The organism is Candidatus Pelagibacter sp. Uisw_137 (assembly GCF_047720245.1).
Taxonomy (GTDB): domain Bacteria; phylum Pseudomonadota; class Alphaproteobacteria; order Pelagibacterales; family Pelagibacteraceae; genus Pelagibacter.
Genome location: NZ_CP159811.1, coordinates 997,356 through 1,021,918, shown reverse-complemented (window position 1 = coordinate 1,021,918; position 24,563 = coordinate 997,356). Strand labels below are relative to the sequence as shown.

General features: G+C 25.7%; 19 protein-coding genes and 1 other RNA gene. 15 read left to right on the top strand and 5 right to left on the bottom strand.

Annotated features, from left to right (window positions below; translation table 11 throughout):
* Positions 1-3 precede the first annotated feature (3 nt).
* The 13 genes from murF (at position 4) to ligA (ending at position 16,265) form a co-directional block, all read left to right on the top strand.
* Complete coding sequence (gene murF / locus ABXT61_RS05495; protein ID WP_415314817.1) at positions 4-2,850, top strand: bifunctional UDP-N-acetylmuramoyl-L-alanyl-D-glutamate--2,6-diaminopimelate ligase MurE/UDP-N-acetylmuramoyl-tripeptide--D-alanyl-D-alanine ligase MurF; 2,847 nt, start codon at positions 4-6, stop codon at positions 2,848-2,850.
* The gene (gene mraY, locus ABXT61_RS05490; protein ID WP_415314816.1) at positions 2,840-3,925 is read left to right on the top strand and encodes a phospho-N-acetylmuramoyl-pentapeptide-transferase; all 1,086 of its coding nucleotides are present in this window, start codon (positions 2,840-2,842) and stop codon (positions 3,923-3,925) included. The genes murF and mraY overlap by 11 nt, the downstream gene beginning before the upstream one ends.
* Complete coding sequence (gene murD, locus ABXT61_RS05485) at positions 3,925-5,220, top strand: UDP-N-acetylmuramoyl-L-alanine--D-glutamate ligase (RefSeq protein ID WP_415314815.1); 1,296 nt, start codon at positions 3,925-3,927, stop codon at positions 5,218-5,220. Before mraY ends, murD begins: the two co-directional genes overlap by 1 nt.
* A gap of 23 nt (positions 5,221-5,243) precedes the next feature.
* The gene (locus ABXT61_RS05480) at positions 5,244-6,341 is read left to right on the top strand and encodes an FtsW/RodA/SpoVE family cell cycle protein (RefSeq protein ID WP_415314813.1); all 1,098 of its coding nucleotides are present in this window, start codon (positions 5,244-5,246) and stop codon (positions 6,339-6,341) included.
* The gene (locus tag ABXT61_RS05475; RefSeq protein WP_415314812.1) at positions 6,342-7,412 is read left to right on the top strand and encodes a UDP-N-acetylglucosamine--N-acetylmuramyl-(pentapeptide) pyrophosphoryl-undecaprenol N-acetylglucosamine transferase; all 1,071 of its coding nucleotides are present in this window, start codon (positions 6,342-6,344) and stop codon (positions 7,410-7,412) included.
* Complete coding sequence (gene murC, locus ABXT61_RS05470) at positions 7,402-8,799, top strand: UDP-N-acetylmuramate--L-alanine ligase (protein ID WP_415314810.1); 1,398 nt, start codon at positions 7,402-7,404, stop codon at positions 8,797-8,799. Before ABXT61_RS05475 ends, murC begins: the two co-directional genes overlap by 11 nt.
* Positions 8,766-9,704, top strand: a complete 939-nt coding sequence (murB, locus tag ABXT61_RS05465) for a UDP-N-acetylmuramate dehydrogenase (protein ID WP_415314808.1) — start codon at positions 8,766-8,768, stop codon at positions 9,702-9,704. Before murC ends, murB begins: the two co-directional genes overlap by 34 nt.
* A 1-nt stretch (position 9,705) precedes the next feature.
* Positions 9,706-10,620, top strand: coding sequence for a D-alanine--D-alanine ligase (locus ABXT61_RS05460; protein WP_415314807.1), 915 nt, complete (start codon positions 9,706-9,708; stop codon positions 10,618-10,620).
* Positions 10,601-11,278, top strand: coding sequence for a cell division protein FtsQ/DivIB (locus ABXT61_RS05455; protein ID WP_415314805.1), 678 nt, complete (start codon positions 10,601-10,603; stop codon positions 11,276-11,278). The genes ABXT61_RS05460 and ABXT61_RS05455 overlap by 20 nt, the downstream gene beginning before the upstream one ends.
* A complete protein-coding gene (locus tag ABXT61_RS05450) occupies positions 11,278-12,387 on the top strand; it encodes a cell division FtsA domain-containing protein (protein ID WP_415314803.1) in 1,110 nt (369 codons plus the stop codon). Before ABXT61_RS05455 ends, ABXT61_RS05450 begins: the two co-directional genes overlap by 1 nt.
* 65 nt (positions 12,388-12,452) lie before the next feature.
* Positions 12,453-13,373, top strand: a complete 921-nt coding sequence (gene lpxC / locus ABXT61_RS05445; RefSeq protein ID WP_415314802.1) for a UDP-3-O-acyl-N-acetylglucosamine deacetylase — start codon at positions 12,453-12,455, stop codon at positions 13,371-13,373.
* 33 nt (positions 13,374-13,406) lie between these two features.
* Entirely contained in the window at positions 13,407-14,231 is an 825-nt protein-coding gene (locus tag ABXT61_RS05440) for an outer membrane protein assembly factor BamD (RefSeq protein WP_415314800.1), read from the top strand.
* 3 nt (positions 14,232-14,234) lie between these two features.
* Positions 14,235-16,265: an NAD-dependent DNA ligase LigA gene (gene ligA / locus ABXT61_RS05435; RefSeq protein WP_415314799.1), complete on the top strand. Its 2,031-nt coding sequence runs from the start codon at positions 14,235-14,237 to the stop codon at positions 16,263-16,265.
* On the opposite strand, the gene ABXT61_RS05430 is transcribed toward ligA, so the two are convergent.
* On the bottom strand, positions 16,248-17,942 hold the full coding sequence (locus tag ABXT61_RS05430; RefSeq protein ID WP_415314798.1) for a M24 family metallopeptidase: 1,695 nt from the start codon (positions 17,940-17,942) through the stop codon (positions 16,248-16,250). The two genes, ligA and ABXT61_RS05430, sit on opposite strands and share 18 nt — an antisense overlap.
* Positions 17,939-19,975, bottom strand: coding sequence for an ATP-dependent helicase (locus ABXT61_RS05425; protein WP_415314797.1), 2,037 nt, complete (start codon positions 19,973-19,975; stop codon positions 17,939-17,941). Before ABXT61_RS05425 ends, ABXT61_RS05430 begins: the two co-directional genes overlap by 4 nt.
* A 44-nt stretch (positions 19,976-20,019) precedes the next feature.
* On the opposite strand from ABXT61_RS05425, the gene ABXT61_RS05420 reads away from it, so the two are divergent.
* A complete protein-coding gene (locus ABXT61_RS05420; RefSeq protein WP_415314796.1) occupies positions 20,020-21,471 on the top strand; it encodes a hypothetical protein in 1,452 nt (483 codons plus the stop codon).
* Here ABXT61_RS05420 and fumC read toward each other — a convergent pair.
* Entirely contained in the window at positions 21,459-22,847 is a 1,389-nt protein-coding gene (gene fumC / locus ABXT61_RS05415; protein ID WP_415314795.1) for a class II fumarate hydratase, read from the bottom strand. The two genes, ABXT61_RS05420 and fumC, sit on opposite strands and share 13 nt — an antisense overlap.
* 66 nt (positions 22,848-22,913) lie before the next feature.
* Between fumC and ABXT61_RS05410 the strand changes: the two genes are divergently transcribed.
* The gene (locus ABXT61_RS05410; protein ID WP_415314794.1) at positions 22,914-23,285 is read left to right on the top strand and encodes a phosphoribosyl-ATP diphosphatase; all 372 of its coding nucleotides are present in this window, start codon (positions 22,914-22,916) and stop codon (positions 23,283-23,285) included.
* 64 nt (positions 23,286-23,349) lie between these two features.
* Here the strand turns inward: ABXT61_RS05410 and ABXT61_RS05405 are convergent, their stop codons facing one another.
* Both ABXT61_RS05405 and ssrA read right to left on the bottom strand, forming a co-directional pair.
* Positions 23,350-23,976, bottom strand: a complete 627-nt coding sequence (locus tag ABXT61_RS05405) for a class I SAM-dependent methyltransferase (RefSeq protein WP_415314793.1) — start codon at positions 23,974-23,976, stop codon at positions 23,350-23,352.
* A gap of 162 nt (positions 23,977-24,138) precedes the next feature.
* Positions 24,139-24,442: a transfer-messenger RNA gene (ssrA, locus tag ABXT61_RS05400) on the bottom strand.
* Positions 24,443-24,563 lie beyond the last annotated feature (121 nt).

The following is a 24,563-nucleotide window of genomic DNA, read 5'->3' as shown; positions in this document are numbered from 1 at the left end:
TATATGTTGATTGGCAACTTCCTTAAAAATATTAAAAAAGAATTTCAAAATCATCGGTTTGCTGGCCTTAGTTTTAATAGTGCAGATTGTAAAAAGGATTATATTTTTTTTGCAATTAAAGGAACAAAGTCAGATGGAAGTAAATTCATTGATGACGCTACTAAAAAAGGTGCAACAATAATTATTTCAGAGAAAAAATTTGAAGGCATAAAAAATAAAGTATTATTTTTAAGATCAAAAAATGTTAGAAAATTATTATCAGAATTATCGTATAAGGTAACAAAAAATAAACCCAAAAATTTAATTGCTGTAACAGGAACAAATGGAAAATCATCAATTGCAGATTTTTATTTTCAACTACTCAACTTAAGTAATAAAAAAGTAGCTTCTATTGGAACATTGGGAATTAGGACAAAAAATAATTTAAAGAATGTTTCTAATACCACATTAGACCCAATAGGATTAAGCAAAACATTAAATGATTTAAAAAAACAAAAAATTGACAATGTTATATTGGAAGCTTCTAGTCATGGACTTAAGCAAAATAGACTTGATGGCTTGAAATTTAATACTGCAATTTTTACAAATTTATCTCATGATCATTTAGATTATCACAAAACATTTAATGATTATCTTAAATCAAAACTCTATCTATTTGAGAGTTTATTAAAATCTAGAGGAAACATCATTACCGATAGTAAAATTCCAGAATATAAAGATTTAAAAAAAATATCACTAAATAATAAATTTAACCTTCAGGTTTTATCAAAAAGTAATAATGGAATAGACATTTATTCACATAAATTTAAAGATGATAAACAAATAATTGAAATTACACACAATCAAAAACATTATAAATTGCAAACAGATTTAATTGGCAGAATTCAATTAAAAAACTTATTTATGGCAATGCTTGCTGCTAAAAAAAGTAATTTAAAATTTGATAAAATAGTAAAATTGGCCTCAAGGGTAAAATCAGTAAGTGGTAGGTTTGAAAAAATTGGAACGTTAAAAAATAAATCAAAAGTTATTTTAGATTATGCTCATACACCTGATGCATTAAATACTTGTTTGTCTAATTTGAAAGAACAATTTGAAAATAAAAGAATTTTCATTGTATTTGGATGTGGTGGTAATAGAGATAAAGACAAGAGACCCATGATGGGAAAAATAGCCAATCAATACTGTGACAGAGTTTATTTAACTGACGATAATCCAAGAGATGAAAATCCACAAAAGATAAGATTAGCTATTAAAAAAACTATTAATAAATCAAAAATTTTTGAAATTTCAAATAGGTCTAAGGCTATTCATAAGGCTATATTTGATTTAAATACTGGTGATATTCTAGTTATAGCAGGCAAAGGTCATGAACAGACGCAAGATTATGGAAAGTTTGTAAATAAATTTTCTGACAGATTGGAAATACTACAAAATATTAAATTAAAAAATAAAATTCTTTCAACTAATCTTAAAATAAATATTTTAAAAGAGATTAGCAACTCTCCTCAAATTAATTCAAATATAAAAATAAACAATGCATCAATTAATTCTAAAACAATAAATAAAAATGACATATTCTTTGCAATAAAAGGAAATAATAAAGATGGAAATTTATATGTTAACGAAGCTTTCCAAAATGGTGCATCATTAGTAATAGCTAATAATCAAAAAAAATCTAAAAAAAAAATTATAGTAGATAATACGTTACAGCTTTTCACAGAGGCCTCATCAAAACTAAGAGAAAATTTATCTAGTAAAATTATATCTATAACAGGCAGTTGTGGAAAAACCTCTCTTAAAGAATTGTTAGGAAAAACTTTAAGTAAGATTAGTAATGTAACTTATTCACCAAAATCTTTTAATAATAAATTTGGAGTACCGTTAAGTTTATTTAATCTAAGAGAAAATGATGAATTTGGTATTTTTGAAATTGGAATGGATAGAAAAGGTGAGATTGATTATTTATCAAAAATTATTAAACCTGATGTTGGCGTTATTACAAATATTTCCTATGCACATATTAAGAATTTTAAAAACATTCATCAAGTAGCCCTAGCCAAGTCAGAAATTATTAATAATATAAAAACAAATGGATTTCTTGTTTTAAACCAAGATGACAAATTTTATAATTTACATAAAAAAACTGCTAAGAAAAAAAAGATAAATATTCTTACATTTAGTTTAAAAAATAAATCAGCAGATATCTTTTTAAAAAAAATAGTTAAAGAAAAATCTAAATATAAGATATTTGTAAATATTAATAAAAAACAAACTTATTTTTATGTAAGATCAATTTTTGAAAATAATTTAAAAAACTTATTAGCGGCAATTGCAATTATATCAATTTATAAAGATACACAAAAATTAGATAAAAATATATTTTTTGATTATGAGATAGCAAAAGGCCGTGGAGATATTGCAAAAGTTAAATTTAATAAAAAGAATATTTATATTGTAGATGAAAGCTATAACTCTAATCCGTTATCATTAAAATCTGCTATAAAAAATTTTGATGAATTAAAAATCGATAACTCTAAAAAAAAATTAATACTGGGTGATATGTTGGAGTTAGGAAATTATTCAAAGAAGCTACACCTGGAAGCCGGTAAAGATATTAATAAAACTTCTCTTAAAAATGTTAATGTAGTAGGCAAACATATTTTATATACTTATAAAAACCTTGATAAGCATCGTAGAGGTGTCATTTTGAAAAATAAGTCTAAAATAATTGATTTGATTAAAAATGATTTAAATAATAATGATTATTTAATGATTAAGGGTTCAAACTTTACTGGACTTAACAATATAGTTAACAAATTAAAAACTGGTAAGTTTAATGCTTTATAGTCTTATTACTCAATTAGTTGATCAATATAGTTTTCTAAATGTATTTAAGTATTTAACATTTAGAACGGGACTTGCAATGTTTACGTCAATGTTTGTGGTTTTATTAATAGGTACTCCTTTTATTAAATTTTTTTCAGCAAGAAAAATCTTAAATCCAATAAGAGATGATGGTCCTACTGAACATATAATTAAGAAAATTGGAACGCCAACAATGGGGGGTGTTTTAATTTTACTTGGACTATTTTCAGGAATATTACTTTGGGGTGATCTATCAAATTATCATATATGGTTTTTGTTATTTATTGTTACAGGGTTTGGGCTATTAGGTGCATATGATGATTATAAAAAAATTAAGTTTAAAAATTCATCTGGTGTTTCACTTAGATTTAAAATTATTTCTCAAATTTTAATAGCCATCGTTGGAATTTTTGGTTTAACTCAATTATCTCAAAATACTGAACTAACAAACTTATATTTTCCTTTTTTTAAAAATTTAATTATTAATCTTGGATGGTTTTTTATTCCATTTTCAATTTTTATAATTGTTGGATCCTCCAATGCAGTTAATTTAACAGATGGTTTAGATGGCCTAGCGACAGTGCCGGTGATATTAGTAGCAGCATGTTTTGCATTTATTAGCTACGTAACTGGTAATATTGTATTTTCAGAATATTTAAATATTCCCTATCTTGTAGGTATGGGTGAAGTTTCAGTTTTTTGTGGATCAATCATAGGAGCTTGTTTAGGATTTTTATGGTTTAATGCACCACCCGCTAAAATATTTATGGGTGACACTGGCTCATTAGCATTAGGTGGATCTTTAGGGGCAATTGGTATTATTACTAAACACGAGATTGTTTTAGCAATAACAGGTGGGTTATTTGTACTAGAAGCTGTGTCAGTTATAATTCAAGTATTTTCATTCAAATTAACAGGTAAAAGAATTTTTAGAATGGCACCTATACACCATCATTTTGAAAAAAAAGGTTGGGCAGAATCAACAGTTGTAATTAGATTTTGGATTATATCAATAATCTTAGCAATGATTGGATTAGCGACATTAAAACTTAGATAATGTTAAATCTAGAAAAAAACTTTTTTAAAAAAAGAATATTGATTTATGGTCTGGGTAAAAGCGGTCTATCCACTTATAGTTTTTTAAAAAAAAGCAATGTTATTAGTTTATTTGATGATCGAAAAATTGCTAAAAAAAAAATTAAAGATATTCACACAACACATAAAGAAATAACTAAAAAGGAATTTGATTGTATTATAATTAGTCCAGGAATAGACATTAATAAGTGCAAATTAAGTAGATTTTTAAAAAAAAATCATAAAAAAATTTATACAGATTTAGACATTTTTTATAGTCGATATGCTTTTAATCAAAAAATAACTATTACAGGCACAAATGGAAAATCAACTACTGCTAAACTTTTGTACGATATATTAAAAGACCAAAAAAAAGATGTTCGTTTAGTTGGAAATATAGGTAATCCAATTTTACTCGAAAAAAAGATCAAAAAAGACACTCTATTTGTAATCGAGGCTTCATCTTATCAACTAGAATATAGTAAGTTGTTTAAGACAAATATATCTATAATCTTAAATATTGCACCAGATCACCTCGAAAGACACAAGACTATAAACAAATATGTAAGTGCTAAATTTAAATTAATAAAAAATCAATCTAAAAATGATATTGCAATTTTAAATACAAAAAATTTCTACATTAAAAGAGAATTAAAGAAAAAAAAATTTGCACCATCAATTTTGAAAATAGAAAAATATACAAGCGATAAGTTTATTAAAAAAATTGATAATTATTTTTTTGATACAGATAGTAATAAAGAAAATTTGACATTTGTACTGAAGGTTTCAAAGCTATTAAATTTAAAAAATAAACTGCTATTACAAACACTAAAAAATTTTAAAGGATTAAGTTTTAGACAAGAAATAATTCATAATTCTAAATTTTTAAAAGTTATTAACGATTCTAAAGCAACAAGCTTTTCTTCGTCAGAAAAATTATTGAAATCATTAAAAAATATTTATTGGATAATGGGTGGTTTACCTAAAAAGGGAGATAAATTTTTACTTAAAAAAAATGATTGTAAAAACATTAAGGTATACATTTTTGGAAAAAATCAAAATTTTTTTATTAATCAATTAAAAAATAACATGGAATTTAAATTGTTTTTAAATTTAAAGACTTTAATGGCTAAGATTTTTTTAGATATTAAAAATGAAAATAATTTTATTAAAAAAACAATTCTTTTTAGTCCAGCATCTGCATCATTTGATAGTTTTAGAAACTTTGAAGAAAGAGGAAAACATTTTAATAAACTTATAAAAAAATATATAAAATGATAAATATTAGTTCGCTCAACTCAATGCATTATAACTGGTGGAAAAATATAGATAAAACAATTTTTTTATTAATAATATTTTTATTTAGTTTAGGTTTATTTTTTTCTTTAGTTTCAACTTCATTAATTGCTTCTGATAAATTAGATACAAATAATTATTTTTTCTTTTTTAAGCATCTGACCTATATTTTTATTGGGTTGGCAACTTTAGTATTTTTCTCTTCTTTAAGTGAAAAGAATCTTTTTAGAATTTCTATTTATCTTTTCTTTGTTATTTTATTTCTATTATTTTTAGTTCCAATTTTTGGTACTGAAGTTAAAGGATCAAAAAGATGGTTGAATTTTTTTTTTCTTCCTCAATTTCAACCAATTGAATTATTAAAACCATTTATAATTATTTTTGTAGCAACAATTTTATGTAGTGAAAAAAATTATAATATTTATATCAAGTATTTATTGACAATTATTGCTATTATCCCAACTTGCTTACTGTTAATAATGCAGCCCGACATCGGTCAAACGTTGTTGGTATTTTTATCTTGGACAATATTAGTTTTTGTATCTGGTATAAATCTACTGTTCATTTTAATATTTATAAGTTTTGCTATTTTAACGCTGTTATATGTGATTTTTTTTATCCCAAAATTTATTTACATAAAAAGTCGTATTCTATCTTTCTTTAACCCTGATGGAGGAACACATAATTTTCAATCAGATAAAGCTATAGAGGCAATCAGTAGTGGTGGTTTTTTTGGCAAAGGAATTGGAGAAGGAACGTTAAAGACAAGAGTCCCAGAGGCTCATACCGATTATATAGTCTCAGTTATTTCTGAGGAGTTTGGTGTTATCACAATAATATTGTTATTAATCTTATTTTTGTTCTTTATTTATTCTGTTTTTAAAAAAATTTACTTAGAAAAAAGCGAAAAAAATAAACTAGTGCTAACAGGAACAATAAGTCTAATAATTTTTCAAGCACTAATACACCTTGGAGTAAATATAAGGCTATTTCCCACAACAGGAATAACATTGCCATTTTTAAGTTATGGAGGTTCTTCAATTGTAGGAGTTTCTATATTATCTGGAATAATTTTAAATTTAACAAAAAGAAAAATTGATTAAATGAATAAAAAAATATTAATTAGTACCGGTGGATCAGGAGGCCATGTTATACCTGCAACTATAATATATAAACACTTAGAGCGTAATTTTGATGTTTCCATGACATCTGATCTTAGGGGTATCAAATTTTTAAACAAAGATGAATATAATTTAAAAATATTTAATGTAAGGTCAATTTCAAAAAATTTACTAACATTACTATTTGATTTTCTTTCAATGATAGTTTTGATTTTCAAATCTATTATTTTTTTAAGAAAAAATAAAATTAATATATTAATTTCGACAGGCGGATATATGTCGCTACCCCTATGCTTAGGTGCTAAAATTTTAAATATTAAGTTGTTATTATTTGAACCAAATATGGTTTTAGGCAGATCAAATAGGTTCTTTATAAGTTACTGTCAAAAAATATTTTGTTATTCTAATAACGTCAAAAAATTTCCTATTAAATTTAAAAATAAAATTAAAGTAATTCCAGCATTATTAAGAAAAAATTTTTATGATATGAGAGATGGCAATAACTCCTTAGATACAATTAATTTACTTATAATAGGTGGTAGTCAAGGAGCTAAAATATTCGATGATTTAGTTAAAAATACAATTATTGAATTATCTAGAAAATATAAACTAAAAATTTATCAACAAACTAGTTCTATTAACTTTGAAAGTTTTAAAAAAACTTATGAAAATAACAATATTAATTGTGAATTATTCAATTTTAATGATGATGTTATAAATTTTATGCAAAAAACAGATTTATGCATTACTAGAGCAGGTGCATCAACTCTAGCTGAGTTAAATTTTACTGAGACTCCATATTTAGCAATACCTTTGCCAACTTCAAAAGATAACCATCAATTTGAAAATGCTTATTTTTATAATAAACTTGGCTTCAATTGGTTGCTAAATCAAAAAGAAATAGATGAGAAAATATTACTCGATAAACTAATTAATATTATTGATAATAAAGAAGAATATCTTGCTAAAAAAAAGAACATGAAAGATTTTAACTATGAAAACACATGGAATAATATAAATCTGAAAATTATATCTGTTATTAATGAAAATTGAATTAGCTAAAACTGAAATTATACATTTTGTTGGTATAGGGGGGATTGGAATGAGTGGCCTTGCACTCATTATGAAAAGAATGGGTTTTAATGTCCAGGGTAGCGACATCCTTGCAAATAAGAATATTGAAAGATTAAAAAAAGATAAGATCAAAATTACAATTAGCCATACTAAAAAAAATATAGCAAAAGCAACAATTGTTGTCATTTCATCAGCTATTAAAAATAATAATCCTGAATTAATTGAAGCCAAACTAAAACAATTACCCATTTATAAAAGAGGAGAGATGTTAGCAAATATAGTCTCTTTAACAAAAAATATAGTTGTTACAGGTTCACATGGAAAAACAACAACCACGTCTCTATTAGCCTCAATATTTTCAAAGACAAAATTGGATCCAACAATTATTAACGGTGGTGTCCTGAATGCAATAAAAAATTCTGCAAAACTAGGTAAAAGTGATTGGTGTATATTAGAAGCTGATGAGTCAGATGGTAGCTTCATACATGTGCCACCAACTTATTCTATAGTAACAAATATTGATCGTGAACATATGGATTTTTATAATTCAATGAAAGATCTTAAAGAATTATTTATTAAATTTATCAATAAAGTCCCTTCGTTTGGGAAGTCTTTTATTTGTATAGATGACAAAAATAATAAAGATTTATTAAGTAAATTAAAAATGAAAAATTATTATACATATGGAATTGACCATAAATCACATTTCTGTATTAAAAATATAAAACAAGAAAAAGAATATTCCCAATATGATCTTGCTATAAATTTGCCAGGGAAAAAGAATTTAACTATAAGAAAAATTAAATTACCATTATTAGGAATTCATAATATTAGAAACTCTACAGCAACAGTAGCTGTGGCATTAACAATTGGAATATCACAAAATATTATCAAAAAAGGATTGAAAGAATTTAAGGGTGTTCAAAGAAGATTTAATAAAATTTTTACACATAGAGAAACTAATTTTTATGATGATTATGCCCATCATCCAACTGAAATTAGAGAAGTGTTAAATGGTGTGAGAGCTGCTTATAAGAAAGAAGAAGTGATTTGTATATTTCAACCACACAGAATTTCGAGACTAAAAGATCTTAAAAAAGAATTTAGCTTATCATTTAAAAAAGCTGATGTTGTAATATTATGTCCTATATATACAGCTGGAGAAAAAATAAAATTAAGTTTTAAATATAATAATTTTGCAAAAGATATTATTAAAAATTCAAAAGTAAAACTGTTTATGGTTGAGGATCAGTATCAATTAGCAAAATTTATTAAAAATACTATTTTTGGTAAAAAAATAGTTGTTGGAATGGGTGCGGGCACAATTTCAACATGGATGAAACAATTACCAGAATTGATCAAATGAGCATTGAAGAAATAAGAAAATTTTCCAATGAAATTAGTAGTAAGATTGACTTTGACTATGATTTAAAAAAAAGCAATTGGTTTAATATTGGTGGACAAACCAAAGTTTACTTTAGACCGGATAGTTTGCCTGACTTAATTTTATTTTTAAAAAAATTTGCGGAAAAAGAAAAAGTACATATTTTAGGTGCAGGCTCGAATACTCTTATAAGTGACCAAAAATTTGATGGTGTTGTTATCAAGTTAGGGAAAAATTTTTCCAATATTTCCATATTACCAAATGATGTCATTATAGCAGGCAGTGCCTGTCTCGATAAAAAGCTTTCTGATTTTGCATTGAATAATGGAATAAGTGGATTTGAATTTTTAGCATGCATACCAGGTACTATAGGTGGGGGGCTAAAGATGAATGCTGGATGTTTTAATAAAGAGTTTAAAGATGTGCTAGTATCAATCCAAGCAATAGATAAAAATGGACAGGTTTTAACAATACCAGCGAGTAAAGTTATATTTAAATACAGAAGCAATGATTTAAAAGAGGACTTAATTTTTTTAAGTGCATCGTTTAAAGGATTAAGAAAAAATCAAGCAGAAATCGAAAAAAAAGTCTTAGAATTAAAGGAAAAGAAAGATAATGCACAACCAACAAAATTAAAAACAAGTGGCAGCACATTCAAGAATCCAATTGATCAAACTGATAAAAAAGTTTGGGAATTGATAAAAGAATCTGTAGCACTAGATACCAGCTTTGGAGATGCTCACATTTCAAATAAGCACTGTAATTTTTTTGTAAATAAAAATAATGCTAGCTTTGATGATATGAATAAACTGATTGAATTTGTTAAGACAAGTGTAGAAAAAAAAACTGGTATAGTATTAGAAAAAGAAATTAAAATTTTAAAATAAAATGAAAAAAAAAATCTTAATATTATCTGGTGGTATATCCAAGGAGCGGCTAATTAGCCTAGATACTGGAAAGCAAGTTGCCAAAGAGTTAATCAAAAATGGATATAAGGTTTTAATTAGTGAGCCTGATAAAAATCTATCAAAAGATATTACTTTATTTAAACCAAATATTATTTTTAATGCACTACATGGACAATTTGGTGAAGATGGATATATCCAAACGATTTTAGAGACTAAAAAAATTCCATATACGCACTCAGGTATAATTGCATCATCTATAGCAATGGATAAAGAAATTTCAAAAAAAATTTTTATTAAAAATAAAATACTTACTCCAAAATATATTAAATTTAATTATAAAAAAAATAAACTTAATATTATAAAATTAATTGAAAAAAAATTAAAATTCCCTGTAGTAGCAAAACCTATAAATGAAGGGTCCAGCGTTCACGTATATATTTGTGACAAGACTAATATAATAAAAAATCTAAATGCTTTAAGAGGTTATAATGAAATATTAATTGAGGAATTTATACCAGGTAGAGAAATCCAAGTTGCAATAATGGATAATAAAATACTCGGTGCAATTGAACTTGAGCCCAAAAGAAAGTTTTATGATTATGAGGCAAAATATAATTCAAACGCTAAGACCAAGCACATAATTCCTGTAGATTTGAGCAAAAATAATCTAGCTAAAATTAGTGGTATAGCAAGAGAAGCTCATAAAATTATTGGCTGTAAAGGTGTTACTAGATCGGACTTTAAATTTTTTAAAGGGAAATTTTATTTACTAGAGATAAATACTCAGCCAGGAATGACTAAACTTTCTTTGGTCCCTGAGATAGCAAAACATAAGGGTATAAGCTTTATAAAATTAGTTGAATGGATTCTAAAAGATGCATCAATCAACAGATAAAAATAAAAAGATAATAATTTATTTATTATTTTTATTCATTTTAAGCACTACTAGTGCAAAGTTTAAAAATGATCAAAACACACTATCTTCATCAGTAAGTAAAATTAATATTACAGGCCTTTCGGAAAGGAAAAATTTAGAGATCTCAGATAATCTTAATAACTTTTTATATGAAAGTATATTTGTCATTAGCAAAGATGAAATAAAAAAAATTTTAGAAAAACATAATATTATACAAGAGTTTAGTATAAAAAAAATTTACCCATCAACACTTAATATTGAAATTAAACCAACTAAATTTATTGCTCGAGTTTTTAATAATGGTCAATACCTAGTAGGTGCTAATGGTAAATTAATTGAAGACAAAAATAACAACGAATTACTTCCATATATCTTTGGTGAATTTAATTCTCTTGATTTTTTGTCATTTAAACAGAATATTGAAAAATCTATATTTTCTTTTTCAAATTTAAAAACATTATATTTTTTCCCATCTGGAAGGTGGGATATTTTAACTGATAACGATATTTTGATTAGGCTACCACAAGAACATATTGTAGCATCATTAAATTTATCTAAGAAGCTTATAAATAATGATAATTTTAAAGATAATAAATTTATTGATTTGAGGGTAAAAAATCATTTAGTTATTAAGTAATGAGTGATAAAAAATTTCAAACAATAATTGACTGTGGCTTTTCAAAAATAAGAGCAGGTGCATTTAATGAAGAAGGTGCGAACAACCCTTTTTTTATTGAGAGTAATTTTTATACAGATCAATATAATTTTAAATTAGACATTCAAAAAATTGTTGCATCATTAGAAAAATCCACAAATGAATATATTGATAATATAGATTTGATGGTAGATAGTTCAAAAACGATCTCTGTTGCAATTTCTGTATTTAAAAAAATTGAAGAACTGAAATTAAGACAAGATGATATTTTATTTTTAATTCAAGAAGCGAAACAGCAAATAAAAAAATATTATTCAGATTATAATATTGCACACATAATTATAAATAATTATAAAATTGATAATGTTGATTATTCTGAGCTACCAGATGAAATTGATTGCCAATTCATATCACTTGATATTATTTTTATTTGTCTTCCAAGTGAGTTAGTACTTAGCTTTAAAAATATTTTTTCAGAATTAAACATATCAATTAATCAAATAATTTCTTCTAGTTATGCAAAATCTATCAATTATAAAAATAATTTAGATTTAAAAGGTGAGATGTCCTTCATTGATATTGGTTTTAAAAAAACATCAATTATTTCTTTTAACAATGATAAATTAATCTTTTTGGACGCTCTGCCAATAGGTGGAAATCATATTACTAAAGATATCTCTCTACTTTTAAAGATTGACATTAACGAAGCAGAAAAACTTAAATTAAATTTTGAAAAAAATAACCCACAAGCTGATAATCCAAATTTTTCTTTGGAAATGCTGCAAAAAATAGCTTTTGCTAGAACAGAAGAGATTTTGGATTTATGTGATAAATCCCTTGCCGCAAATACGAAGATAAACAGTCAACCTAAGATGATACTAATGGGAGAAGGATCAAAAATTTTAGATAATAAATTTAAAGATAAAATTTCATTTTCTAAAGATATCGATTTTTTAGAGGAAACCCTGGAAGATGTTTGTCAGTCTGGTTACAAACTAATAAAAACACACAACAAACAAGAGGTTGTAGTTGTGCCAAAAATACAAATAAAACAGGGTTTTTTTGAAAAACTTTTTCATTTTTTCAAATAGACTAGTATTTTCTTGTAACATTTATTGTTTTTCTAAATTTAAACCAATTATTTATAAGAATAATAATGTCAGTTCTTAATCAAAAAACTATCAATAAAGATATTACCTTTAAAGGTGTTGGACTTCATAGTGGAGGAAGTGTAACTATGACGGTTAAGCCAGCAAAACCAAATTCAGGGATTCTTTTTAAAAGAATAGATCTAAAGGAAAATAATATAATAGTTCCAAGCATTTTTAATGTTAGTAGTGCAGTATTTTGTACAACCATTGCAAATGAAAGTGGAGTTAGTATATCAACAATAGAGCATTTAATGGGAGCATTATATGGCCTAGGAATTGATAACGCGTTGGTAGAGATTGACAATCAGGAAGTTCCAATTCTTGATGGATCAGCAAAACTTTTTATTGAAGAAATATCCAAAGCTGGAATAAAAAATAGTGAAGCACCAATAAAAATAATTAAAATTGAAAAAAGAATTGAATTTAATGATGGCAAAAAAACAATTTCTATAGAACCAAGCAAGGTTAGTTTGGATATAGATTTTGAACTAAAATATGAAAATGAGACAATAGGAACACAAAAAAACTCTGTAAATGTATTTGAGTCAGATTTGACTGATATTTATAATTCAAGAACCTTCTGTCTTTTTGAAGATATTGAAAAGCTAAAAAAAATGGGATTAGCTCAAGGTGGTAGCCTTGAGAATGCAATAGTTGTTAAGGACAATGAAATTTTAAATGAAGAAGGCCTTAGAAATAAAAAAGAATTTGTAAACCATAAGATTTTAGATTGTATGGGAGATTTATATCTAGCTGGTTATAAAATAATTGGAAAGATTGTTTGTTCTCAAGGTGGTCATAAACTTACAAACCAATTGTTAAGAAAAGTTTTTCAAAATGATGAAAATTTTTCACTAATTGAGATTACTGAAAAGAATCTACCAAATACCTTTATAAACAGAAGTCATTTAAGGTCTATCGCTTAATTTTTTTTATTATATAAATTATAGTAAAACTAAATGAAACTTTTATCTAAATTAATAATATTTGTAATCCTAGTTCTAAATGCTTGTGCAAAAAATGACAAAGAAATTTCTTTAATCAAAGAAATTAATCAAGAAGATGAAATGATACAGGCATACAAAGAGGGAGTAAAAGCGCTAGAAGAAAATGATACGTTTTTTGCTACTAAAAAATTTTTAGAAGCAGAGTTATTGTTTCCACAATCTGATTGGGCGTCAAAATCCTCTCTAATGGCATCTTATGCTTATTACATTGAGGGTAATTATTTTGAAGCCATATATAATTTAGAAAGATTTTTAAAAACATATCCAAAAGACACTAGGTTAGATTATGTGTATTATTTAATGGGCTTATCATATTACGAAAATATCGAAGGTGAAAAAAAAGATCTCAAACCACTACTGGAAGCTAAAAAGAAATTTATATTTGTAATTGAAAATTACCCAAATACTGATTTTGCCTTGGATTCAAAATTTAAAATCGGTTTAATAAACGATATTTTAGCTTCAAAGGAAATGTATTTAGGTAGACATTATATAAAAAAAGAAAAATGGATAGCGGCAATCAATAGATTTAAAACTATATTGAATGATTATGACACCACAATTTATACAGAAGAGGCAATACATAGGTTGGTAGAAATTCATTACAAAATAGGTCTAGAAGGTGAAGCTAAAAAATATGCAAGTTTACTAGGATATAATTATCTATCTAGTGAATGGTATGGAAAAACTTACAATATATTTAACAAAGAATATGAAGTAGATAAAATTAAAAGTGAGAAAAAAAGTTTAAAAGAAAAATTTAAAAAACTTTTTTAATAAATGGATAAGAAAAAAATAAGTAAAGATTATTTGCATAAAATTGAATTATTAGAAGAATATAATAAAAACTATTATGACAAGGATAATCCAATTGTTTCAGATCAAGAATATGATTTACTTAAAAAGGAAATAATTGATTTAGAAAATTCGTATAAATTTCTAAATAATGATCGATCACCTACAAAAATAGTTGGCTTTAAACCATCAAAAAATTTTGAAAAAGTAAAACATAAAGTTCCAATGTTATCACTTGGAAATGCTTTCAACGAAGAAGATTTAAATAGTTTTGAAAAAAAAATATTTAATTTTTTAAGCTTAAATAAAACAAATATAATTGATTATAGTGTTGAACCTAAAATTGACGGAATATCCGCTTCATTAATTTATGTTAATGGAAAATTTATAAAAGGACTTTCTAGGGGGGATGGTGTAGCAGGAGAAGATATTACCCAGAATTTAAAAACTATTGGTGATATTCCTAAGAAAGTAAATGAAAAAAACTTTCCTAATGAAATTGATATTAGGGGAGAAGTATTTATTGAAAATAATGATTTCAAAAAAATTAGTGAAAAATTTGCCAATCCTAGAAATGCAGCATCAGGATCATTAAGACAAAAAGATCCAGCAATTACAGCTAACATTCCATTAAAATTTATTGCATACACCTATGGTCATGCCAAAGAAATGAAGATCTACAATCAAACTGAGTTTTTGAAAAATTTGAAGATATGGGGCTTTAAGATAAATCCATTTAATAAAAAAATCTCAGGTGTTAAAAATTTAATGCTAAACCATAAAAACCTGGAAGAAAAAAGGAAAGAAATAGCGTTTGATATTGATGGAATTGTCTACAAAGTTAATGACTTTAGTTTACAAAAAAGATTGGGATTTGCTGCAAATGCACCTAGATGGGCAATTGCACATAAATTCTCTGCCAATAGTTCAATTTCTGAAATAATTAATATTGAAATTCAAATAGGTCGAACGGGTGCATTAACACCAGTTGCAAAAATTAAACCAGTTAATATTGGCGGTGTAATTGTCTCAAATGCAACACTTCATAACGAAGATGAAATTATTAGAAAAGACATAAGAATTGGCGACACAGTTACAGTAGAAAGGGCTGGTGATGTAATACCGCATGTAGTTTTGGTAGATTTAAAAAAAAGAAAACAAAACTCAAAAAAATTTATTTTTCCTCTGAAATGCCCATCTTGTGGGAGTAAAACAATTAAAGATTATAATGAGACAACCAAAAAACAAGATGCCGTAAGAAGGTGTGCTAGTGAGGGATTTGAATGTGAAAAAATTGCTATAGAAAAAATTAAACATTTTGTTTCTAAAGATGCATTTAATATAGATGGATTTGGTAAAAAAATTGTTGAAAATTTTTGGAACTTAAAATTAGTTAGACTTCCACAAGATATATTTAAGCTTAACTATAAAAAAATAGAAGAACTTGAGGGATGGGGAAAATTATCAGTTGCTAATTTAAAATTTTCAATTGAAGAAAAAAAAAATATTTCTTTAGAGCGATTTATTTATTCCTTGGGTATAAGACATATAGGACAAGAAAATGCGAAGCTTATTACAAGACACCTCAAAAGAGCACCTAATTTTTTTCGACTGTCAGAAGAAAGCAATATTGAAAGTTTATCTAATATTAATGGAATTGGAATTACACAAATTCAGTCTATCAAAAAATTTTTCTTAAACAAAATTAATCTTAAAGTATTATCTGAACTAGAAAAAAATCTTACGATAAAAGATATAATTTTAATAAATAATGATGGGTTATTAAGAAATAAAACTTTTATGTTAACTGGAAAGTTAAATGGTATTAGTAGGGCGGAAGCAAAATCATTGATTGAACAAAACTCAGGAAAAATAATTAATAATGTTAATAAAAAACTTGATTATTTAATTGCTGGAGAAAAACCAACTCTAAAAAAAATAAATATAGCTAAGGACTGGAATATAAAAGTTATAAATCAAGCAGAATGGTTAAAAATGCTAAATAAGAGTAGCTAACCATTTTCTTTCTTTTTTATTAAGTAAACTAAAAAATTCTAAATAAATATTTAAATGATATTTAAATAAATAGTTTTTTTCTGTTTTATTTAATAGTTCATAGTTAATTAAGTCTTTTTCTAGAGGAGCAAGTGTAAGGTTTTCAAAATTAAAGCTTCTTTTGGTTTCTTTAGCATAAATTAAGTTTTCTATCCTAATGCCAAAGTGGTTTTTTTTATAAAAACCAGGTTCATTGCTTAGGATCATTCCATTTTTTATCTTTATAAAATTATGTTTTGAGATTGATTGAGGTCCCTCATGAACATTTAAAAAAAAACCAACTCCATGTCCTGTTCCGTGAGCATAATCTAGTCCTTCTTTTTTTAAAAATTTTCTAGCTCTTATATCTACTTTTTTTCCTGTGTTATCCTTATTCAAGTTTGTTAGGGCAACAGCAATATGGCCTTTTAAGACATTTGTATAAGCATTTTTGATAAATGTGTTTTGTTTTGAAAATGAAATGGTTCTAGTAACATCCGTAGTTCCGTAATGATATTGTCCACCAGAATCTAACAATAAAATGTCACTTTGCTTAATTTTTTTGGCTGTTTTTCTATTAGCTCTATAATGAACAATTGCACCATTTGAACCAGCACCAGCAATAGTATCAAAACTTGGAAATAAATAATCTTTATTTAGCTTTCGAAATTTTTCTAATTTATTTTGTGCATATACTTCTGTTATTTTTTTTTTGTTAATGTTTTTAATCCAATAAATAAATCTTGTTAATGCTAAGCCGTCTTTTTTATGGGCTTCAATCATATGTTTTATTTCAGTAGAATTTTTGATTGATTTTAATTCATAAACTGGATCATCAAATTTAAGTATATTAAATTTTGACTTAATCATTTTTTCATAAAAAATTGAGCAAGTTTTACTATCAATAATAAAATTTCTACCTTCTAAATTATTTAAAAATTTTGGAAATGATTTGATCGATAAAACTTGGTTTTTTTTAATTTTTTTATCTAAAACAAGATTTTTTAAATTATTTTTATTTGCTATTAAAAATAATTCTTTTTTTTTATTTAATATTAGTCTTGCATTTGCAATTGGACTATTAGGATTATCATATCCTCGTATATTTAAAAGCCAAGCTACATTTTCTGGTGCAGAAATGAAACAATAATCTGCTTTGATATTTTTAAGAAATTTTACAACTTTAGAAATTTTCGAACCATAAGTTTCACCTACAATTTTTTTGTCTAGAGAATAGAATGGCTTTGTATTTTTTTCTTTAAATCTAAATATTTGATCAATTAAGTTTTTATCAATAGAAACTAGGTTGTTATTTATAAAATATTTACTAAGTAATTTGGATGTAAATAGTTTTGGGTCGTAACCTAAATTAAAATTTTTAATAATTGTATGGGGTAGTTTTTTATGAATTTCAATTATCTTAAAATTTTTAGATGATTGTTGATGTGCTTGAATAGTATATCTTCCATCAACAAATAAATAATTATGTTTTTTTAAAACCACCGCAAAACCTGCAGAACCTGAAAAGCCTGTAATATTTCTTAACCTGTCATTTTTTGCATATTCAGAAAAATACTCATCATTTTTTGGAATAATGTAACCATCAATGTCATATTGGTTAAATTTATTTCTTAAAATTTTTATTTTTTTTAAAATCATTTAATTCTTTTTTGATATCTTATCCATCCAGGACTTCTAGTTCCTTCTTCAATCTCAAAATCTTGATTAAACTCAAAATCTTCTTCATTATCTTTAGAGTCGTCAAAAAAAGAATTTTTTTCTAAAAATTTTTCTGGCAACTCTTCAATAAACCTTGAAGCCATACTGTCTATCCAGTTTCCCTGATAAAACCTATTCATAGCAAAAGATATAAGTGCTTTTTTTTTGGCTCTTGTTATTCCCACATAAGCTAATCGCCTTTCTTCTTCAAGCCCATTTTGGCCTTTTTCTTCAATAGATTTTTGGTGTGGAAAAAGACCTTCTTCCCAGCCTGGTAAGAAAACTACATCAAATTCAAGTCCTTTAGATCCATGCATTGTCATCATGTTAACTTTTTCTCCATCCCAATCTTGATCAACTGAGGTAGCAAGAGCAACATGTTCTAGAAAACTTTCTAAATTATCAAAATCTTTCATCGCACTTAAAAGTTCTTTAATGTTTTCAAGTCTGTTTTCATTTTCTAGATCTTTTTTATTTTTTAACATACTTGAATAGCCAGATTCATCTAAAACTAATTGTAATAATTTCACATGGTTAATTTTTTTAATGTTAATGTCATTCCTCCACTTATCCATGAGGAATAAAAAAGAGCTAAGACCAATTTTAGTTTTGGGTTTAATTAAATTTTCTTCAATTAATTTTTTAGAAGCAATTTCTAAACTAACAGCGTTTGTTTTTGAAAACTCATGAATTAATTTTATAGTACTTTCTCCAATTGCTCTTTTAGGATTATTCACTATTCGATCAAATGCTAAATCATCTTTTGGTTGGTGAATCAACCTTAAATACGCAACACAATCTTTAATTTCTGCTCTTTCATAAAATTTTGTACCACCAAGAATTCTATAGGGTAAACCAATTTTCAAAAATCTTTCTTCAAACTCTCTTGTTTGAAAAATAGCTCTAACTAAAATAGCAATATTGTTGAAAGAATATTTTTTTTTAAGTTTTTTTTCAATTTCATCAGAAACTCCTATTGCCTCATCTTTTCCATTTTTAAAACAATTAAGTTTTACAAGATCTCCTTCCTCCATTGTTGTTTTTAAAGTTTTTCCAACTCTGTTTTGGTTATTAGCTATAAGATTTGAAGCGACGGATAATATATTTTGTGAAGAACGATAATTTTCTTCCAATCTTATTACCTTTGAGTTTTTATAAACTTGATCAAATTCTAAGAAATTTTTTATTTCTGCTCCACGCCAACTATAAATGGATTGATCGTCATCTCCGACACAACACAAATTTTTATGTTTTTCAGAGAGTAGATTAAGCCATCTACTTTGAATATAATTAGTATCTTGGTACTCATCTACAAGTATATATTTAAAATTATTTGAATAAATATTTCTTATATCTTGATTTTTTTCTAAAATTTTAACTACATGTAAAATTAAATCTCCAAAGTCACATGCATTTAAATCTAACAACTTTTGTTGATAGATTTTATAAAGAGGGATTATAGTTCTCTCAAAAATATCATTTTTATTGATAACAACTTCATCTGGATAGAAACCTTTATTTTTCCATCTATCAATTATTGAAAGAATAAATTTTGGGGCTAATTGTTTTATGTCTATATTTTCAGCTTTACATATATTTTTGATTAATCTTACCTGATCATCTATATCAATAATTGTAAAATTAGAAGTTAGTCCAGCCGCAGGTGCATGTTTTCTTAGCAACTTTGCACATATAGAATGAAAGGTCCCAAGCCACGAGAGCCCTATAGCTTCAGAATTTAATATAGAGCTGACTCTGTTTTGCATTTCTTTTGCAGCCTTATTAGTAAAAGTCACTGATAAGATTTGATTTGGAAAGGCCTTTTTTTCATTAATTATATGGGCAATTCTTGAGGTTAGAACTTTTGTTTTTCCAGATCCAGCCCCTGCAACAATCAATAATGGTCCATCAAGGTATAAAACAGCTTCTTTTTGAGCATTATTAAGGTTGTTTAGATATTCAGAGTTTATCATTTTTTAAATTTGATTATAAGCTGTTAAAACTTTCAATGTGATTTATGAAACAAATTGTTAAAAATTTTAATAACTTAATTAAAAAGACAATATTCAAACTTAAAAAAAAAACAAATAATAAGTTTCATGTTAGTACTTTTAATAAGTATATAATAACTGTAATTAGCATATTATTTGCCTATATTTTTTATTTATTAATACCCCTATTGTATGACAAAAATTGGGTACAAAATAAGATTGTTAGTAAATTGAGCACTGAATTTAATATAAATTTAAGTAACTCTTTTGATATCTCGTATCGTATTTTACCAAAACCCCATTATTTAATTAGAGACAGCAAAACCTCTTTAGCAGAGATTAAGGTATTAAATGTTTTTATCAGTCAAAATAATTTTTTTAACAAAGAGAGCACTAGAATAAATGAAGTATCCATTAAAGAAGCAAACTTTTTTTTATTAAGTAATGATTTAAAAACACTTTATAAAAACAGTGAAAATAAATTTTCTGAAAAAGAAATTAAAATTAATGATAGTAATATTTTTTTGAAGGATAATTTAAATGAAGTAATTTCAATTATAAAAATTTCAAACGCATTTTTATTTTTTAATGAGAAAAATTTATTTAATTTATTCAATTTAAATGGTGAAGTATTCAATATCCCTTTTAAATTAAATTATCAAAATACAATAAATTCACAAAAAAATATTGAGATAAAGGTTTCTGATTTTAAACTTAAAATTATAAATGAATTTTTTAAAAAAAATGAAGATTTAAACAGTGGGATGAATAATATTTCTATACTAAATTCATCTCTCAATACGAAATACAGTATTAAGGATCAAATAGTAATATTTAAATCAGATGATTCTAGAGTTTATAATTCAAAAATAAATTATAATGGAAGACTAGCAATAAATCCATTTGATCTAAATCTAAAGATTAATTTATACAATTATAAAATTACTAATTTATTTAGATCAAATTCTATCATCAATGAATTTATTAAATCAGGTTTATTATTTAATAAAAATATTAGCCTACACACTTTGGTAAACATTGAGTCTACAAAAAAAGATAAAATTTTTAACGAAGTTAAATTAGAGTTAAGAGTTTTAAATGGCAAAATAAGTTTTGATAAATCGGTATTTATAAACAACAATATTGGCTTAATAGAAGTTTCAAATAGCGATTTATTTTTAGAAAATGATAAGTTAATTTTAACTTCTAATTTATCAATAGATATTAAAGATACTGATAAATTGTATTCTTTTTTAATCACCAATAAAAGATTAAGAAAAGACATTAAAAACATTAAGCTAAATATAATTTATGATTTTTTGAGTAATGAAATTGTATTTAAAAATATTATGATAGATGGCAATAAAGTAAGTGATCAATTTTACAATATAGCTGAAGGTTTTAGTGATAATAATTCTAATAATTTAACTAAAAGTAGAAGATTATTAAATGAACTAATAGGTCTTTATGAGGGGTAGGTCATTTTTTTAGGGTCTACAATTTTCTCATAGTCTTTCTCATCCACAAGACCTGTTTTAAGAGTTTCATGCTTTAGTGTTGTCCCATTTTTTAAAGCTAACTTTGCAATCTTTGCTGCATTATCATATCCGATATGTGGAGCTAGCGCTGTAACTAACATCAGTGAATTATCCAGATGCTCTTTAATTCTTTTCTTGTTAGCTTTTATTCCTTTAACACAATAAATTGCAAAATTTTTAGTACTATCTGCAATAAGATCTATCGATTGAAGTATATTATGAGCAATCATTGGTTTAAATACATTCAATTCAAAATGCCCATGAGATCCAGCAACTGTAATTCCAGTATGATTGCCCATTACATTGGCGCAAACCATTGTTACCGCCTCACATTGAGTAGGGTTAACTTTTCCTGGCATAATAGATGAACCAGGTTCATTTTCTGGTAATATTAATTCACCATAACCTGCACGAGGTCCTGAACCTAAAAATCTTACATCATTTGATATTTTCATTAATGCAACAGCACAAGTATTAAGTGTACCTGAAAAATTTACAATAGAATCGTGAGCAGCTAGTTCTGCAAATTTATTTAGAGCTGGTTTAAAAGGGACTTTGGTATATTTGGCGATCTCTTTAACAATTTTTTTATCAAAACCTTTTTTAGAGTTAATTCCAGTCCCTACAGCTGTCCCACCTTGTGCTAAAAAATATATTTCTTTAAGTGCAAGCTCTATTCTACCAATACATTTTTTTAGCTGCACTTCATAGCCTGAAAATTCCTGTCCAAGTGACAAAGGTGTTGCATCTTGCAAGTGGGTTCTGCCAATTTTAATAATATTTTTAAATTCCTTAGATTTTTTTGCTAACTCTTTTTCTAAAATTTTTAAGCTAGGTAATAGTTTTGATATAGTCTCTTGAGCAACAGATATATGCATAGCTGTTGGAAAAACATCATTTGTTGATTGAGATTTATTTACATGATCGTTTGGATGAACTGGTTTTTTTGTACCTTTTTCTCCACCTAATATTTCAATTGCTCTGTTTGCAATCACCTCATTAACATTCATATTAGTTTGTGTACCTGAGCCTGTCTGCCAAACCTTTAAAGGAAAATTTTCATCTAGCTTTCCTTTAATAACCTCATCTGAAGCTTTAATTATTGAATTAGTAATTTTTTTATTAATTTGCTTTTCTTTATAATGTACTAAAGCAGCAGATCTTTTAATGATTGCAATAGATTTTATTATGGAAATATTAACTAAATTTTTTCCAATATTGAAAAACTTATTAGATCTTTGAGTTGATGCACCCCAATATTTATCACTAGGCACGTTGACACTTCCAATGCTGTCGAATTCTTTTCTTAATTTCATTGATTAATACATAATTAATATTTTAATATACTTATATATTATATTTTAAAAACTTATAGGAGCTAAATGTCAAATTTTAACAAAGTAAAAACTTTCATGGAAACCTTTGGTCAAGAAGTCAAAACTAGTCCATCTTTTAGCACTGATAAGATCAATAGTCTTAGATATGATTTAATAAAAGAGGAATTAGAAGAGCTTAAAGAAGCAATGAGAAATAGAGATCTTTTGGAAGTTGCAGATGCTTTAACAGATATACTGTATGTAACTTATGGGGCTGGGCATGCATTTGGCATTGATCTTGATAAGTGTTTTGAAGAAGTACAAAGCTCAAATATGAGTAAGCTAGGTGAAGATGGTAAGCCTATCTATAACGAATCTGGAAAAGTTCTGAAGGGCCCTAAATATTATAAACCTGATCTAACTAAATTTATAAACTAAAGAAGATATTCAGTTACTAGGTGTTCCAAACATTATTGCTAAAATTTTATAATTATTTATATTCTTAATTCTTTGGGCTAGGTCTATAAAAATTTTTTAAAATGTTTTTAAAAGAAAAAAGTCTATTATTTATTTTTTTTTCATTATTTAAATTTACATTAATTTTTTTTATTGTTGCAAGACCTGATCCAGAAAAATTTATATCTAAAGTAAAATTATTTTTATTTGCATTAAAAATTTCTAATATTTTATTGAAAGTTAACCTGTTAATTGTTTCCACAAATTCATTATCTCTATATTCTTCCTTAACATAAGGTAACCAAATCACATCATCTATAAAAATTAAACCATTTATTTTAACAAAATTAAAATAATTAAAAAAAACTTTTCTTATATGATTGGGCTCATGTAAGGAGTCGATAAATAAAACATCAACTTTTTTTGTAATTATATTATTTATGTAATTAAAATTGTCATCTGATGAATGTATAAATTTCCACCTAGGGTTTTTTGAAATTTTAGAACAATCTAGAATATCTACTGAAATGAGATTTCCATCATTTTTATCACATACTTCCAAAAACATTTCTGTTGACCTTCCTTCTTTAACTCCTAATTCCAATATTAAGGGTTTATCTATATTCCTTATCTTTTCTTTTATTAAATTTAGTTTGTTTTGAAAATTTTCCATTCGTATCTCTATTCTATAACTTAAATTAATTATTAATTTAATTAATAAATTTCAATAATAACTTCTCAATTTTTTTAATAAAGTCCTATGTACGTCTTTCTATCTTTTTTACTTGATGGAATTTTTTAAAAAATAGTCGTTAGGAATTATGATGTTTTAATTAATAAGGGGCGTTCTGTTACCCGGTGCCCCAGACCGTGCTTCTATAATTAACCTAAGTTAATTATGCAGCAATAGCGTAACTTTCGTTAGCATTTAAAGTTTTGTCCGTTACGGTGGAACAATCCCGAACGAAAGAATAGCCTTTAGTCACCCGTCGATCCTATTTCACCCCCATAAGTTGTAAATGGTGGAGGTGGTGGGTACTGCCCCCACGTCCGTAATGGTTATTACGAAATTCGTTTATCGTCGTAGTTGGCAAGCCAACAGTATAAATATAGACCAATAATTAAAAATTGCATTAATTTTTTTATGTTAAAAAAAACAGAATATTATTTTTTAATTTTGTTAGTTTTTGCAACGATTTGATTTAATTTTCATTAAAATAATTTAGATAACCAATCCTATTAAAGATTTTGTTAATTTTT